Here is a 14,337-nt window from a genome sequence, read left to right as displayed (position 1 = left end):
AATCGGGTGCGCAGGAGGCGCTCAGGACATCAGGTTCGGCAGCAGCAGCGCGATGGCCGGCAGCAGGATCAGCAGCGCGAGCCGCAGAAAATCCGCCAGCAGGAACGGTCCCAGTCCGCGGAATATCTTCTGCACGGGCACGTCCGGCAGCATCGAACCGACCACGAAAACGTTCATCCCCACCGGCGGCGTGATGAGTCCGATCTCGGCGACGATGATCACGAATATGCCGAACCAGACCGGATCGAAACCCACTCCGGTGAGTACCGGGAAGAAGATGGGCAGCGTGAGCAACAGCAGGGAACTGCTCTCGAGGATGCAGCCGAGCGCCAGGAACACCAGGACCGTGATTCCCAGTATCGTCATCGCCGAAAAACCGGAATCCGAGATCAGCTCCAGCAGGATGACCGGCACGCCGGTAATGGTCACGAGGTTGGCGAACAACAGGGCGCCCAGGAACACGAGAAAGAGGCTGACCGACGTCTTGACGGTGCTCACCAGGGCCTTCATCAGGGCCGCGACGGTGAGTTGCCGCCGGATCAGCGAAATCGCCAGAGCGCCCGCCGCGCCGACGCCGGCCGCCTCCATCGCGGTGAAGACCCCGACGTATATGCCGCCGATGATGAGCGTGAACAGCGCCAGGATCGGCCAGACTCCGGTCAGCGAACGCAGGCGCACGCGCCAGCCGCTCCTTTCCCCGGCGGGACCGTAGGTGGGGCGCCAGCGGGTCACGGCGGAAATCGTGAGCATGTACAGCACGATTGTCAGCAGGCCGGGGAGAATGCCGGCAATCATCATCTTGGCCAGCGACACGCCGGTAATGAGCGAATAGAAGACCATGCCCACGCTGGGCGGAATGAGAACGCCCAGCGTGCCGCCCACGGCCACGGACGCGGCGGCGAAACCGGGCTCATATCGGTAATCGCGCATTTCCGGTACCGAGATCCCCGTCATCGTAGCGGCGCAGGCGTAGCTGGAGCCCGAAATCGCGGCAAAGCCCCCGCTGGCGCCGATCGTGGCCATCGCCAGGCCGCCGCGGCGATGGCCGAGAAACGCGTAAGCGCACGCGTACAGGTCGCGCGCAAGCCCGGTGCGCCCGATGATGTTGCCCATCAGAATGAACAGCGGCAGGACCGAGAAGTTGTAGTTCGTGGCCGCGTCCAGGCCGACCTGGCCGATCATGATGAAGGCGGCGTCGGGACCGCGCACGAGCGCAAATCCGCCCACGCCTACCAGGGCCAGGCTGAACGCGATCGGCAGGCCCGCCAGCAGCAGCAACAGCAGCAGGACGACGGCCGCGACGAACAGCGTCACGCCTGCTCCTCCCCGGGGCCCGGCCCGACGAAAAGATTGCCGATAGCGAAAAGGGCGGCGACGCCGGTCGTGACCGCGGCGTAGCCCGCCATCCAGCTCACCGGGATTCGGATCGACTCGAAATACTCGCCGTTGCCGGAAAAATACGCCGTCTGCCAGAACATCTGGCCGGCCAGGACCGCCAGCGCGCCGACGATGACGAGTTTGACGGCGAAGTCCCGCCACTTCCGTTGCCCTTGCGTCATTCGCCGGTCAAACAGGCGCACGCGCAGGTGCTCGTCGTCCAGGACCACGAGGGGCAGCCCGGTAAACACGAGCAGGCAGACCAGGCACTGAACGAGCACGTGACCGCCGGGCACGGGTTGCCCGAGGAAGTAGCGGCCGATCACGTCGACGAAGGTCAGCAGCATCAATACGATCAGCAGGCTTCCCGTGAGCCACTGGAGGACCCGCCTGGAGAGCAGCAGAAAACGCTTCACCGCGCGGCCTCGCCTTCGTCCCCCGGGACTTCGCCTGCCGGGCGCGGGCCCCCGAGCCGCTCGCTCTCGCGCCGCACCTCCTCGCGGAAGTACTGAAGCGCGGCCCCGGCGTCCACCCCCGCGGCCTCGGCCTTCGCCATCCATTCGATGTCCAGGAACGCCGTGGCCTCACGAAGATCGTCGTCAAACCCGGCGGCCGTCTCCACATCGACGATGCCGGCCGCCAGCATTTCCCGCGCCGACGCCGCCCCTTCCCTGTTGAAGACCTTGGCCGCCCGGCGGGCGTACGCCTCGCCCGAAATCCCGAGTATCGCCGCCTGGTCAGCGGTCGGTATGCGCGACCAGCTCCTAGCATTGGCGGTCAGGAAAAACCCCCCGAAGCTCAAACCCACGCCGCCGGCCAGGCGCGTCTGATAGCGAAGATACGGCTGCAGGCCCAGGCGGGTAACGCCGCTGTAGGGCATGCTCACGCCGTCGAGGATTCCGCGCGACAGCGCATCGTGGATTTCCGGCGCGGTCAGGAAAACGGGAATCGCGCCGACGGCGGACAGCAACCGGGCGCCCACGTCGCTGGGCGCCGCCATCTTGAGCCCGCGTATGTCGTCAAGCCGCTCAATCGGCTTCTCCACCGTGAACCAGTGCTGGGTGCCGCTGGCGTGCAGCGCCAGCAACCGGGTCCCCGCGAATTCCTCGGCCCTGTGGAGAAAGCGTTCGTGCGTGCGCCACAATGCGACCGAAAGAGCCTCGACGTCGCTGCTGGCCAGAAACGGCGTTTCATTGACCTGCGTCACGACGAAGCGGCCCGGCGTCGAGCTCTGGTTGCCGCCGGCGATATCGACCAGGCCGGCCCAGGCCATGTCGAAGTTGCGGCGGTAGCTGCCCAGCGGCGCCACGCTGAACCTCAGCCTGACCCGTCCTTGCGTGACCCGGGCGACCTCCCCGGCCCAGGGCACGAGTACGTCCCTGTGGTAGAAGTGATTCGGCGGCGCGACCTGGTTGACTACCAGTTCGACCGGGTCCGCCGCGCTTGCCGCCGCCGGCGCACAAACGAGTAACAGCGCGCCGATCAGCCCGCAAGGCCAGGCGGAGCGGTCCATCGGCGCCACCGGATCGGGCAGGTCAACCCCCTAAGGCGTTACCTTGACCCGCTGCGTCTGCCTCAACCTGTCGTCCCATGAGCCGGCGAGAAACGCCGCAACGTCCGGGATGACCCGCTCCGGGGCCTCGACATAGGGGTAGTGCCCCAGTCCCTCGTATTTCTTGAGGAAGCTCGGAGCGGAGGTCATCCAGTGTTGGAACACATCGCCCTCCAGGTGCATGACGGTCGGGTTCGCCTTGCCCCAAAGGATCAGTGTCGGCGCCTGTATTCCGGAAAGGATGGACTGGGGATCGCCGGTCTCGAAAAAGTACTTTTCGACCGGCGTTGTTTCGGTGCGGCGGTTGAGGTCGTACGCGAGATCGACGAACCAGTCGGGCGCGTCGGCATCGGAGGGGAAATTCTGGTTGACCGAAAATTCCCAGAACTCGCGGGGCCTGACCGGCATGTCGTCCCATTGCGCGGTTTCCGGACGCGCCCGGTTCGGGTCCGTGCGCGCCGTCCGGGGCATGCCGGCGGAATTGATGAGCACAAGCCGCGTTACGTTTTCCGGGAACCGGGACGCGTAACGGAACCCGACGCTGCCCCCGCTGGACGTCGCGACCAGGGCGAACCGGTCAAGGCCGAGTTCCTCGACAAGGCCGCTCAAGACTTCCACGTTGCGCTCGATCAGGTTGAACCTGCCGCCCGGCGGTTCCTTCGTCTCCGGCCCGCTCAGTCCCACATTCGGAAAATCGAACCGTATTACCCGGTGGTCGTTTACAAGGGCTTCCGTCAGTCCGTCCCACGACAGCAGATTGAAGTACGAGGCGTGAAGCAGAACGACGGCCGGGCCCTGCCCTTCGTCGCGGTAATGAATCTCGGCGCCGTCGATGGTCACGAACCGGCTGCCGTCACCGGCGTATTTCTTGCGAAGCTCGTCCAGGCTGATAGGCGAAGGTCCCTGCGCAAGCGCCGAAAAAGACACGCCCAACATGGCAACGAAGAGAGGAAGGTATTTCATGGTTGTCCCCGGACGGTGTTCCTCCGAATACTAGTGCATTTGGCGCAAAAAATCGGCCAGAACGTCGTTGTATACAGCGGAATGGGTGATTTGGGGCACGTGGCCGGCCCCGTCAATGACCGCCTCCTGCGCAATGGGCAGTACGTCTAGAAGCATGGACGAGCCGCTGACGATGGTGGCCGATTCTTCGCTGCCCCGGATGACAAGACATGGCGTGGTGCTGCCTTTCAGCGAGTCTGCGAAGTTCTCCATATTCATCTGCAATTCCCCGCAGCCCCGGGCGGTAGACTCGGAAACGGGCTTGCAACTGCGCGTCAGCGGATCGGCGGCGCGTTCACCGGGGGGGATATCGCCCAGCTTTACGGCCCACTCCACGACCGGCTGAAAGTACTCCCGCGCGGGCGCCTTGCAGGTGGTGCTGCTGAAAACGGCAGCGCTCACACGGTCGCCGTGGCGGGCGAGGAGTTCCTGCGCGACCATGCCGCCCATGGAGTGACCGACGATCGTGGCTCGTTCAATGCCCTCCCGATTGAGGACGGCCAGGGCATCTCCGGCCAGGGCGGCAAAGGTATAGCCGTCCATGCCAGTCCCCTCGCTTTCGCCGTGACCCCTGAGGTCCATGCGGATCAGCCGGTAGTGGGGGCGGAAAACGGGAACCTGGTCGTGCCATAGGGCGATGGTGGACGTGTAGCCGTGCAGGAACAGGACCGGCCGTCCGGCGCCCTCGGTCTCGTAGTGCAGCTTCAGGGCATCGTTGGTGACGTGGGGCATGGCCGGTCAATCGAATACATGGCCGCCATCGACGAAGATGGTCTGGCCGGTCATGAAGTCGCTGGCCGGGGAACAGAGAAACGTCAGTGTCCCCACCAGGTCCTCCGCGTATTCCCAGCGCTGGATGGCTCTGCCCGCGGCGGAGCGGTCGAGGACTTCCGTGGGATACAAAGCGGTGATGGGTTCGGTCGCGACCATGCCGGGGGCCAGCGCGTTTACTGTAATGTTGAAAGGCCCCAGGGCACGGGCCAGGGCCCGGGTCATGCCGATGATCCCGCTCTTGGCAGCCACGTAATGGACCAGGTCTCCCGGTCCCGTCCTGGACACGGTGGAAGTGAGATTGACAATCTTGCCCCCTCCGCGCTGTTTCATGGAGGGAACCGCCAACTGGCTCAACAGAAATGCGCCCTTGAGGTTCGCATCGAGGACCTTGTCGAACTCTTCCTCCGGAATGTCCACAAAGTCGATGGTGGTGGCATAGCCGGCGTTGTTGACCAGAATATCGATACCGCCGAAGCCGTCGATGATCCTGTCCACTGCCCCCTGAAGCTGTTTCTTGTTGCCTACGTCAGCAGTCAGGCCCAGGGCATCATATCCCGCATTCGTTAACGCTTCGGCGGCATCTGCCGCCTTGTCCGGCATAATGTCGATTAGAGCGATGGCCGCGCCTGCTTCGGCAATGGCCCTGGCGTAGTGGCGGGCGATATCTCCCCCGCCTCCGGTGATCACCGCGACCTTTCCGTCGAGCTCGCCGGCGGACAATGCGCTGGACGCATTTGGAATCGTCTCTTCGTGTTCAGTCAAAGATATGCCCGCCGTCCACAATGAATGCCTGGCCGGTAACAAAGTCGCTGGCGGTTGAACACAGGTAGAGGACCGTCCCCACCAGGTCCCGGGGAACCTCATCCCGTTGAATGGCGCGCATCCTGGCGTATTGTTCGAAGACTTCGGGCGGGTACATGCCGTCCATCTGCTCGGTCCGGGTCAGCCCCGGCACCAGGGTATTGACCGTCACCCCGTGATTGCCCAGTCCTTTGGCCAGCGCCCGGGTGAGACCGATCACTCCTCCCTTCGCGGCCACGTAGTGTGCGGCTTCGGCCACGGGGCTCCAGAAGGTGGCCGATGACACGTTGATGATACGGCCCCAGCCGCGCTCCATCATGTGAGGCGCGACCGCCTGGGCGCCGAAGAAGCACCCGCGCATGTTGACGGCCACGACCTCGTCCCATGCCTCTCCCGGCCATTCGTACCACGGCACCCCATGGGTTTGATCGGTGGTGCCGAAACCGGCGTTGTTGATCAGGATGTCGACCAGTCCGAACTCCCTGATGGTCGCGTCCACGGCCGCGCCAAAGGCGTTGCGGTCCGAAACGTCCGTTTCCACGGCCAGTGCGCGTCCGCCCCTGGAGACAATATCTTCCGCCACGCCTTTGGCCTGATCGGCCAACACATCCAGCACCGAGACGGCGGCGCCCCGTTCGGCCAGAGCGCGTGCGTAGGCGGCCCCCAGACCCCTTGCCGCGCCCGTAACGACAGCAACTCTTTCCGAAAATTCGTCCACCGGCGCCTCTCGCCAAACATAGTACCCATGGCGCGGTTCATGGTCCGCGCCATGGGTACTATGTTCGAGGGCTAGAAGTGGTACTTCAGATTGAGGCCGAGGCTCAGGAACCTTAGATCTTCGCTCATCAGTTTATACCGCACCCGGACGCCGCCGGGGCTGCGTGCCGAGTCATGGCTGCGCAGCTGGTCCCACTCGCGCTCGTGCTCGAATTCGCCGAAGTCGGCCCAGCGGAGCTTGAGCCCGATGCTCAGCGCCTCCCGTAGCCGGTAATCCACTCCCGCGACCAGCTGATAGCCGAATACCGTGTCGGAATGCCTGGCGTTGGCGATGGTGGTGGTTCCGGCCAGTTTTTCGTTCAGCCTGAGACCCTGCGGTTCGCTGCCGAAAGTGGTGATGCTCGCCGGATCGATGCGCCGCGCCCAGCGGTTGAAGTAATCGAGCGAGACCCTGGAAAATCCGGCGCCCACGCCCACATAGGGCGTCAGCCGCGATGCCGAACGGAAGTCGTAGTGCAGATTGGCGAACAGGCTGTGTGAAACGGCATCGCCCAGCACGGCCTCCACAACCGCCAGTTCCTGCTCGCGCTTCAGACGCTGTATCGCGTCCTCGTCGGCGATCATTACCGAGTCGTCTGTGGAATCGTGTTCGACGCCGCCATAGAAGTACTCGCCTTCAAGCCGAAAGTTCCCCCGGCGGTATCCCACCGACACCCCGGCGAGAATGCCGCTACCGCCGTCATGCTCGAAAAACCAGAGCCCGGGCGCGGGATCGGCGCATCCGGGGCCTGCCGGGTCCTCCAGGTAGGCCTCGCTGTTGATGAAGCCGTCACAGCGGGTTGACACGTCGTTGTCGGTCATCGACGTATCCACCCCCGGCGCCGACGCCGCGCCGATTTCCAACCCGAAATAAAACCCGTCCTGCGCCTGCGCTGGAGAGAGGGAGGACGCAAGGAACAATGCGGCAAGCAGCAGTGTCGGCTTGTAACCGTTACCGGAGGCACGGTTGAAGTAAAGGTGGAGCATCGCAGCACCCATTATGGCTTCAGGGCTTCCTCAAACTCGCGAACCGCCCGATCAAATTTGTCGCGGCAGCGGGGATTCCTACAAATCGCTCGCATCTATCTTTGCGATTTTCATAAGATGCGCCTGCAATCCGCGTTTCAGCGCTGCAGACCCATGAACGGGAACTGAAATGCGGGCAACTTGACCTTCTTTTGCGTAAATGAAATGACTTCCGCGTATCCGCTTCAATTGCCAGCCCTTTGATTCAAGCACTTGGCAAATCCTTTTGCCGCTTACGGATTTCACACCGCAACTTCAATAATTTGATCGGTTTCCGTTATAGCAATGTCCCGCACTTCGACCGAAAGACAACCTTCGATCGCTTCATGAATGTTCTTGCGCAGTTCTTCCAGGGTGTCCGCCTGGGTCACGCACCCGGGAACGGCCGGCACCTCCGCCCAGTAGCCGCCCTCCTCGGCCTCGTGAACCACAACTCTCAAATTCATGATGCCCTCCCGCGATAGGATGGAACATTCAAAATAGTTTAACTTGGTGGAGGCGGCGGGAATCGAACCCGCGTCCGCAAGCGCTACTGCCCAAGGCGCTCTACATGCTTAGCCGCGTCTTGATAGACGGTAATTCTCCGACGGGCAGGAATGAATTGCCGCTGTGATCGGCTATCTCTTAACTCGTAATCGCCGATCGGTTCTACGAGCGATCCTGTGCAAGCGACGCTCCGGCCTGGCCACAGGAAATCCTGGCAGGAACGCTAGCGGTCAAGCCGCTAGAGCGTAGTTGTCGTCGTTGGCAACTATTGGGTTTGCAGGCGGATTAACGAGGAACCCTGCGCCTCGGCATGCACACCAAGGGTCTCACAGCCCACGTCGAAGCCGTGTCGCCCCCGTAGATGGGCTATTGTACCGCTTTGCGACCGATTCAAACGCACCCGTGTCCCGCTCTCTTCGCACCCGTTTGAAACGCCTGCTCCACATGACCGCGGGAGCCGGTGGACCCATGGTTGCGGGGCGCTTGCGGCGCCGGTTGTTGCGCCTGGCCACCTACTCTTCGGTGACCACCGCCGCAATACTGGTGGTCATCAAGGCCTGGGCGTGGCAGGCCACGGACTCCGTGTCGCTGCTCAGTTCGCTGGTGGATTCGACGCTGGACGTTCTGGGATCGCTGATTACGTTCTTCGCGGTTACGGTATCGCTCAAGCCTGCCGACAAGGAACACCGTTTCGGCCACGGCAAGGCGGAAGGGCTGGCGGCGCTGGCGCAGTCCCTGATCATCGCCGCATCGGCAGTCTTCGTGCTGAAGGAGTCGGTGGAGCGGATCCTGTCGCCCGCCGCCGTCGAGAATGCCTCGACCGGCATTGCGGTCATGGGGGTGTCCGTCGCAATGACGCTGTTGCTGCTCGGGATTCAACGCTACGTTCGCCTCGTGACGGGATCCGCCGCAATCGAAGCGGACGCCATGCATTACAGGACCGACCTGGTAATCAACCTGGGCGTGGCCGCGGCGATCGCCGTGGCGGCCTGGCCGGGCGGCTGGCTGGCCGACCCGCTGGTGGCAGCGGCGGTGATTGCCTATCTCCTGTTCGGCGTCTGGAAGATCGCAAAACACGCGCTGGACATCCTGATGGACCGGGAGATTCCCGACAAGGACCGCGAGCTCATTACCGAACTTGCGGAGAGCCACCCCGCCGTAATCGACATTCACGACCTGAAGACGCGCCACGGAGGCTCGAACTACATCGTGCAGTTCCACGTATTGCTGGACGCCGGCCTGAGCCTGGCGGAAGCCCATGAAATCCTCGACGAGGTGGAGATGCGCATCTTCGCGGAGTTTCCCGGTTGCGAACTGCTGTTGCACCCCGATCCGGAGGGCTACCACGCCGGCCCCCGCGAATTCGGCAAGGCCTGACGCCGCCGCCTAGACCTCCCGCGGGACCTCCCTGGCGAACGCCTCCCAGGTGCCTATCGGCTCCAGGGCCGCCCAGTCGGTCTGAGGCTCCAGCAGGTCGGGTCTGTCACGCTCCAGGCGCTCCAGGACCACGCGCGGGACATTGTCGAGTTCGCCCGAGATCTTGAAGCTGTGCATGCGCCCGAACAGGGCGGCATCCTTCACCTCGGTCCGGCCCATCCGCATCCACGGCCACCATGGCGACGTGCGCATGAACCCGGCGTGGAAGCGGGCCGACGGATTGCTGCGGTCGTCCAGCTCCGCTGCCGGAACATAGAAGACGAAGTGCTCGGAGGGGTTGATCCTGGGTCCGGTCGAGGCCCTGGGCCAGCCCTCGGGCGTGACCGGGTTGACGTACTCGTGCATGTATTCCAGAGGCAGCAGGTACTGGTCGTGGACGCGCTGGAACGGCAGGAGGAAGGGAATCATGCCGCCTTCTTCTTCAACCGCGTCGGCGGGGTTCAACCGGGTGTCGTCGGACACGTCGCCCATGGCATAGCGCGGCATTTCCTCGGTGACCCGGCCGCGGAACCGGTCGTTCAGAAACGGGAACACTTCCACCCGCTCGCCGCTGTACGGGTTGTCCCAGTAGTCGATGATTTCGCCGGAAGCCAGGTCGGTGAAATAGCCCGCCTCGGTCCCGCGCACCCACAGGTGGCCGTTTTCGTCGATCATGGACTGGTTGTTGCCGCAACCGACGTAGCCGAACAGCGGGACCAGCTTGTTCACGCCGATCCGCGCGAACTGAACGCCCTGGAAACCCATGTAGACGGGCTTGTCGGCGAAGGTGCCCCAGATCTTCCCGAACGCGTGGAGATTGTCGGCAGGCTTGCTGAAATCCAGGGCGCCGTCCGTGCCCGAAGCACCGGCGGCAGCGGGCTCCTCCTCGCTGCCGTTCGGCGCGCCGCAGGCGGTGAGGCCCGCCGCTGCCAGTCCGCCCAGCGCCCCGCCCATCAGCGCACGCCGGCTGACAACGCCTTCAAGCAAGGACTTCATGAACATGGCGTGCCCCTAGACCTCCCGGGGAATCTCGTCGGCGAACAATTCCCAGGTGCCGCGCGGGTTGGTGATGCCATCCCAGCCGGTTTGCGGCTCAAGCAACTCGGGTTTGTCCCGCTCCAGGCGCTCCAGCACCACGCGCGGAATATTGTCGAGCTTCCCTGAGATCTTGAAGCTGTGCATCCGCCCGAACAGGGCGCCGTCGCGCACGTCCGTCTGCCCCATGCGCATCCACGGCCACCACGGCGACGTGCGCATGAAGCCGGCGTGGAAGCGGGCCGACGGATTGCTCCGGTCTTCCAGCTCCGCCGCGGGAATATAGAAGACGAAGTGTTCCGAGGGATTGATCTTGGGCCCGGTCGAAGCCTTGGGCCAGCCCTCCGGCGTAACCGGGTTGGTGTACTCGTGTGCGTACTCCCAGGCGAGCAGGTACTGATCGTGAACCTTCTCAAACGGCATGATGAACGGGATGACCCCTTCTTCGTTCATGCGGGCGTCGGCCGCGTTCATCAGCGTGTTGTCGTCCGGTGCGCCGCCCATCGAAAAGCGCGGCATCTCCTCGGTCAGGCGCCCGCGCAGGCCGTAGTTGAAGAAGGGAACCACTTCGACGCGCTCGCCGCTGTAGGGGTTGTCCCAGTAGTCGATGATTTCGCCGCTTGCCAGATCCGTGAAATAGCCCGCCTCGGTGCCCCGGATCCGGAGGTGTCCGTTCTCGTCGATCTTGCATTGCATGTTCCCGCAGCCCACGTAGCCGAACAGCGGGACCAGCTTGTTCACGCCGATACGCGCGAACTGGACGCCCTGGTAGCCCCCGTAGGTGGGCGAATCGGCGTAGGTGCCCCAAATCTTGCCGAAGGCGTAGAGATTGTCGGCGGGCTTGCTGAGATCCAGGCCCTCGCCGGTGTCCGCCGCCCCGGCGCCTGCGGGTTCTTCCTCGCTGCCGTTAGGCGCACCGCAGGCGGTGAGTCCCGCCGCGGCCAGTCCGCCCAGCGTCCCGCCCATCAGCGCGCGCCGGCTGACAACGCTCGTGAGTATCGAATTCATGAACATGGTCCACTCCCAATAGTTGGATTCCTGATATTACGTGACAACGGGCCGGGCGGTCTCGCGCAGGTCGCGTCCCGACGCACGCTGGAATACGTTGAGCCCGAATTCGGGCGCCACCGCCAGAATGTGGTCGAAAATATCGGACTGCAGGTCCTCGTAGGCCTGCCAGTCGGTGGTCGCGGCAAAGCAATAGATCTCGATCGGCAGTCCGTCCGGACCGGACTGCAGTTGCCGAACCAGTGTGGTGCGTTCGGAATGCACCTTGGGATGGTTCGTGATGTAGTTGTACAGATAGGCCCTGAACGTTCCCACGTTGGTCAGGCGCCTCAGGTTGACGGCCAACGATTCGGCGCCGATGCGGGTGTTGTACTCGTTGAGTTCGCGGTGTTTGTCGGGAATGTAGTCCTCGAGCAGCTTGAACTTCGAAAAGCGCTCGATTTCCTCCTCCTCGAGAAAGCGCACCGAAGCCATGTCGATGTAGACGGAACGCTTGATCCGGCGCGCGCCGTCCTCGCTCATTCCGCGCCAGTTCCTGAACGAGCCGGTGATGAAGTCCTGTGTGGGGATCGTGCTCAGCGTCTTGTCCCAGTTGCGCACGGTGACCGTGTGCAGCGCGATATCGACCACGTCGCCGTCCACGTTGTGCGAGGGCATTTCCACCCAGTCCCCGATCCGCACCACGTCGTTGACCGAAATCTGGATGCTGGCGAGCACCGACAGCAGGGTGTCGCGGAACACCAGCAGCAACACGGCCGTCAGCGCTCCCAGGCTGCTCAGCAGGAGCCAGACGGACACTTCGGCCGCATAGGCCACGATCACCAGGCCGGCGACGATGTAGAGCACCAGCGAGACGGCCTGCGCGTAGCCCTTGAGCGGCAGGCGCGCGTGGCTGCCGGGCGTGCTCTGAAGGTATAGACCTGCAGCCTTGAGCACCGAAACGCCGCCCGCGATCGCGGCCACGATCACCCATGCAAAGGCCAATACGCCAAGCGCGCGGGTCCAGCTCGCCCCAAGTTGCGGTTCGAGGGCGCGTACGCCGAAGAACAGGACCAGCGCCGGCGCCAGGCGCGCGAAACGCAGCAGCACCCGCGATTCCAGCAGCGCCGTGGCGAACGGGCCGGAGGCGGAGGACTTGAGCCGGCGGCGGCCTGCCGCGGCAATCACGCGGCGCGCCAGCCAGTCCGCGATCAGCGCCGCCAGCGCCAGGGCCAGAACGGCCAGCGCCGCAGCAGCAGCCGGGTACTGGGCGAGCCAACCCTCCGCGGCGGCCCGGATTTCGTCCGGGCTCATGCCTCTTTCGACGAATCCGGTCGCGGGTACAGCAGGCGGAACGATTGCCACATGACGGGCACTTGCTCGTGGAACTCCTGCCCCCGGGACTTGAGCCACTTGCCCCAGTAGGCGGCGTGAATCTTGCGCCACACCTTAACGTCGCGCGCCGCCGGACCCTCGCCTGCCGTGTGCCGCTCGTTCACCTCGTCGAAAGCCAGTTGCTCGCATTCATCCAGTTCGACGACGCAGCGCGGGTGCTGGTCGGCGTCCAGGAACACGATCCGGTCGCCGGGCTCGAGCAGCCCGCCCTCGTCCTCGAGAAGCTCAACCAGCGAATAGGTGCAGGTCTTCTGCTCCGAAATCACCAGCCCAAGCAGCAAATCGCACATCTCGTGCGTGGATCCCAGCCGCCGCGCCACCAGGCGACCGCCGCTCATCGGCGGCACTCCCGCCTCGCTGGCCTTTTGGAGAAAATCTTCTACGTTCATATGGCTGCCGGCAACGCTTGCTAAAGGGTTCGGGGAGTATACTCAAGCACGTGACGAAAAAAGGCTTCTCGAGGTTCCGAATGCGGTCCGTGACGGCATTGGGCGCAGTGGCCGTAGCCCTTGCGGGATGCGGCGGAACCGTGAACCTGAGCGCCAATTTCCCTGCGCCCATGACCAAGCGCCTGCCGCTGACCGCGCAGGTGCAATACCCGGCAAGCCTCAGCGAGTTCTCGCACGTGGAAGAAGCGCTCGACACTACCCGCTGGACCATCGCGCTCGGCCTCCCGAGCATACGAATGCTCGACAGCGTCCTCGGCTCCTGCCTGACGCTGGTTCCGACGGACGGCGCCGGACCGGCCCCCGACCTGATCATCGAACCGGAAATCATCCGCTTCGAGTTGGGCGTCCCGGGGCGTTCCAAGGTGGACATTCCGGCCGCCTGGGTGGAATTCGACATCCGCATCACCGCGGCCGATGGCGCGCCCCTGACCCGCCTCAAGATTCCCGGCTACGGCGAGGGCTCGCACGGGGGCGGAGGACTGGGCAGAAACCTCAGCGAAGCGGCCGAATACGCGTTGCGCGACGCCGGGGCGACGCTGACGCAGGAACTTGGCCAGGACGCTGCTATCCTTGCCCTTGTCGGGAGCCGATCATGATTCACCGGAAAAGGGCCGTGCGTTGGATGCGATCAATCGCTCCGGCGGTTCTGCTCGGCCTGGCGGCGGGAGCGGCGCCATCCCCGGCGCCTGCCGAAGAGGCCGCAGAGTCGCTGGTCCTGCTCCGGACCAGTTACCTGGCGGGAAACCGTACCGAAGAGGCCTTCGTCAGTTGCGTCTCGAAGAAACTCCGCTCCAGCGCGAAACGGCCGAATGTCCATCCCGAGCGCCAATTCGTCGATGAGCTCTATCCCTGGCTGGAACCGCGCACGATGCCGCGCGAAAGCGCCGATCTGAGCGAATTCATGGGCAGGCCCGGCGTGGGCGAGGTGATCCGCCGAAAGGGCGTGCGCTACATGGTCTGGCTGAGCGGACAGACGCTGCGGGAGGGCAGCGGCGGCAGCCTGTCCTGCGCGGCGGGTCCCGGCGGCGCGGGCTGCTTCGGGGTGGCCTGGTGGCAGAACAACTCCGAATACACCGCGTCGGTCTGGGACATGGACGAACTCAGCGACATGGGTGCGATGAAGGCGAACGTGCGCGGCACGTCCGTCATACCCGCGCTGGTCATCCCCGTTCCGATCATTGCGCGCACCCGCGAGAAGGCCTGCGACAGCCTCGCAAGCCAGTTGCGCGACTACCTCGAACTCGACTGATCTCCGCCGAAACGGGGGGTGCTTTGATCCCG

17 protein-coding genes and 1 other RNA gene are annotated in these 14,337 nt (G+C 64.2%); 3 read left to right on the top strand and 15 right to left on the bottom strand.

Going from position 1 to position 14,337, the window contains the following annotated elements; genetic code table 11:
- Positions 1–21: 21 nt before the first annotated feature.
- From F4036_00590 to ssrA, 11 genes are all read right to left on the bottom strand, one after another.
- A complete protein-coding gene (locus tag F4036_00590) occupies positions 22–1,314 on the bottom strand; it encodes a TRAP transporter large permease (GenBank protein ID MYK36239.1) in 1,293 nt (430 codons plus the stop codon).
- On the bottom strand, positions 1,311–1,937 hold the full coding sequence (locus F4036_00585; protein ID MYK36238.1) for a TRAP transporter small permease: 627 nt from the start codon (positions 1,935–1,937) through the stop codon (positions 1,311–1,313). Before F4036_00585 ends, F4036_00590 begins: the two co-directional genes overlap by 4 nt.
- The gene (locus tag F4036_00580) at positions 1,790–2,890 is read right to left on the bottom strand and encodes a hypothetical protein (GenBank protein ID MYK36237.1); all 1,101 of its coding nucleotides are present in this window, start codon (positions 2,888–2,890) and stop codon (positions 1,790–1,792) included. The genes F4036_00585 and F4036_00580 overlap by 148 nt, the downstream gene beginning before the upstream one ends.
- Before the next feature lie 30 nt (positions 2,891–2,920).
- A complete protein-coding gene (locus F4036_00575; protein ID MYK36236.1) occupies positions 2,921–3,892 on the bottom strand; it encodes an alpha/beta hydrolase in 972 nt (323 codons plus the stop codon).
- Positions 3,893–3,922: 30 nt separating this feature from the next.
- Positions 3,923–4,663 carry an alpha/beta fold hydrolase gene (locus F4036_00570; GenBank protein MYK36235.1) on the bottom strand — a complete coding sequence of 247 codons (741 nt, stop codon included), beginning with the start codon at positions 4,661–4,663 and terminating at the stop codon, positions 3,923–3,925.
- A 6-nt stretch (positions 4,664–4,669) separates the two neighbouring features.
- The gene (locus tag F4036_00565; GenBank protein MYK36234.1) at positions 4,670–5,569 is read right to left on the bottom strand and encodes an SDR family oxidoreductase; all 900 of its coding nucleotides are present in this window, start codon (positions 5,567–5,569) and stop codon (positions 4,670–4,672) included.
- The gene (locus F4036_00560; GenBank protein MYK36233.1) at positions 5,460–6,224 is read right to left on the bottom strand and encodes an SDR family oxidoreductase; all 765 of its coding nucleotides are present in this window, start codon (positions 6,222–6,224) and stop codon (positions 5,460–5,462) included. Before F4036_00560 ends, F4036_00565 begins: the two co-directional genes overlap by 110 nt.
- 71 nt (positions 6,225–6,295) lie before the next feature.
- The gene (locus F4036_00555) at positions 6,296–7,261 is read right to left on the bottom strand and encodes an outer membrane beta-barrel protein (protein MYK36232.1); all 966 of its coding nucleotides are present in this window, start codon (positions 7,259–7,261) and stop codon (positions 6,296–6,298) included.
- 66 nt (positions 7,262–7,327) lie between these two features.
- The gene (locus tag F4036_00550; protein ID MYK36231.1) at positions 7,328–7,534 is read right to left on the bottom strand and encodes a type II toxin-antitoxin system HicA family toxin; all 207 of its coding nucleotides are present in this window, start codon (positions 7,532–7,534) and stop codon (positions 7,328–7,330) included.
- Positions 7,531–7,734, bottom strand: coding sequence for a type II toxin-antitoxin system HicB family antitoxin (locus tag F4036_00545; GenBank protein MYK36230.1), 204 nt, complete (start codon positions 7,732–7,734; stop codon positions 7,531–7,533). Before F4036_00545 ends, F4036_00550 begins: the two co-directional genes overlap by 4 nt.
- A 44-nt stretch (positions 7,735–7,778) precedes the next feature.
- Positions 7,779–8,131: a transfer-messenger RNA gene (gene ssrA, locus F4036_00540) on the bottom strand.
- A gap of 87 nt (positions 8,132–8,218) precedes the next feature.
- Here ssrA and F4036_00535 point away from each other — a divergent pair.
- Positions 8,219–9,151: a cation diffusion facilitator family transporter gene (locus tag F4036_00535; protein ID MYK36229.1), complete on the top strand. Its 933-nt coding sequence runs from the start codon at positions 8,219–8,221 to the stop codon at positions 9,149–9,151.
- 9 nt (positions 9,152–9,160) lie between these two features.
- Here the strand turns inward: F4036_00535 and F4036_00530 are convergent, their stop codons facing one another.
- Genes F4036_00530 through F4036_00515 form a run of 4 tightly spaced genes read right to left on the bottom strand, consistent with a single transcriptional unit; the run spans position 9,161 to position 12,996 of the window.
- Complete coding sequence (locus F4036_00530; protein MYK36228.1) at positions 9,161–10,192, bottom strand: DUF1838 domain-containing protein; 1,032 nt, start codon at positions 10,190–10,192, stop codon at positions 9,161–9,163.
- Between the two features lie 9 nt (positions 10,193–10,201).
- On the bottom strand, positions 10,202–11,239 hold the full coding sequence (locus F4036_00525; protein ID MYK36227.1) for a DUF1838 domain-containing protein: 1,038 nt from the start codon (positions 11,237–11,239) through the stop codon (positions 10,202–10,204).
- Positions 11,240–11,269: 30 nt separating this feature from the next.
- Entirely contained in the window at positions 11,270–12,526 is a 1,257-nt protein-coding gene (locus F4036_00520; GenBank protein MYK36226.1) for a mechanosensitive ion channel, read from the bottom strand.
- Positions 12,523–12,996: an ASCH domain-containing protein gene (locus F4036_00515; protein MYK36225.1), complete on the bottom strand. Its 474-nt coding sequence runs from the start codon at positions 12,994–12,996 to the stop codon at positions 12,523–12,525. Before F4036_00515 ends, F4036_00520 begins: the two co-directional genes overlap by 4 nt.
- Positions 12,997–13,076: 80 nt before the next feature.
- Between F4036_00515 and F4036_00510 the strand changes: the two genes are divergently transcribed.
- Both F4036_00510 and F4036_00505 read left to right on the top strand, forming a co-directional pair.
- Positions 13,077–13,652: a hypothetical protein gene (locus F4036_00510; GenBank protein ID MYK36224.1), complete on the top strand. Its 576-nt coding sequence runs from the start codon at positions 13,077–13,079 to the stop codon at positions 13,650–13,652.
- Between the two features lie 26 nt (positions 13,653–13,678).
- The gene (locus F4036_00505) at positions 13,679–14,305 is read left to right on the top strand and encodes a hypothetical protein (protein ID MYK36223.1); all 627 of its coding nucleotides are present in this window, start codon (positions 13,679–13,681) and stop codon (positions 14,303–14,305) included.
- Positions 14,306–14,337: the final 32 nt, after the last annotated feature.

The sequence above is a fragment of the Gammaproteobacteria bacterium genome (assembly GCA_009845905.1).
Lineage (GTDB): Bacteria > Pseudomonadota > Gammaproteobacteria > Steroidobacterales > Foliamicaceae > Foliamicus.
The sequence above is the reverse complement of the archived record's forward strand: the minus strand, read 5'-3'. Positions and strand labels throughout refer to the sequence as shown.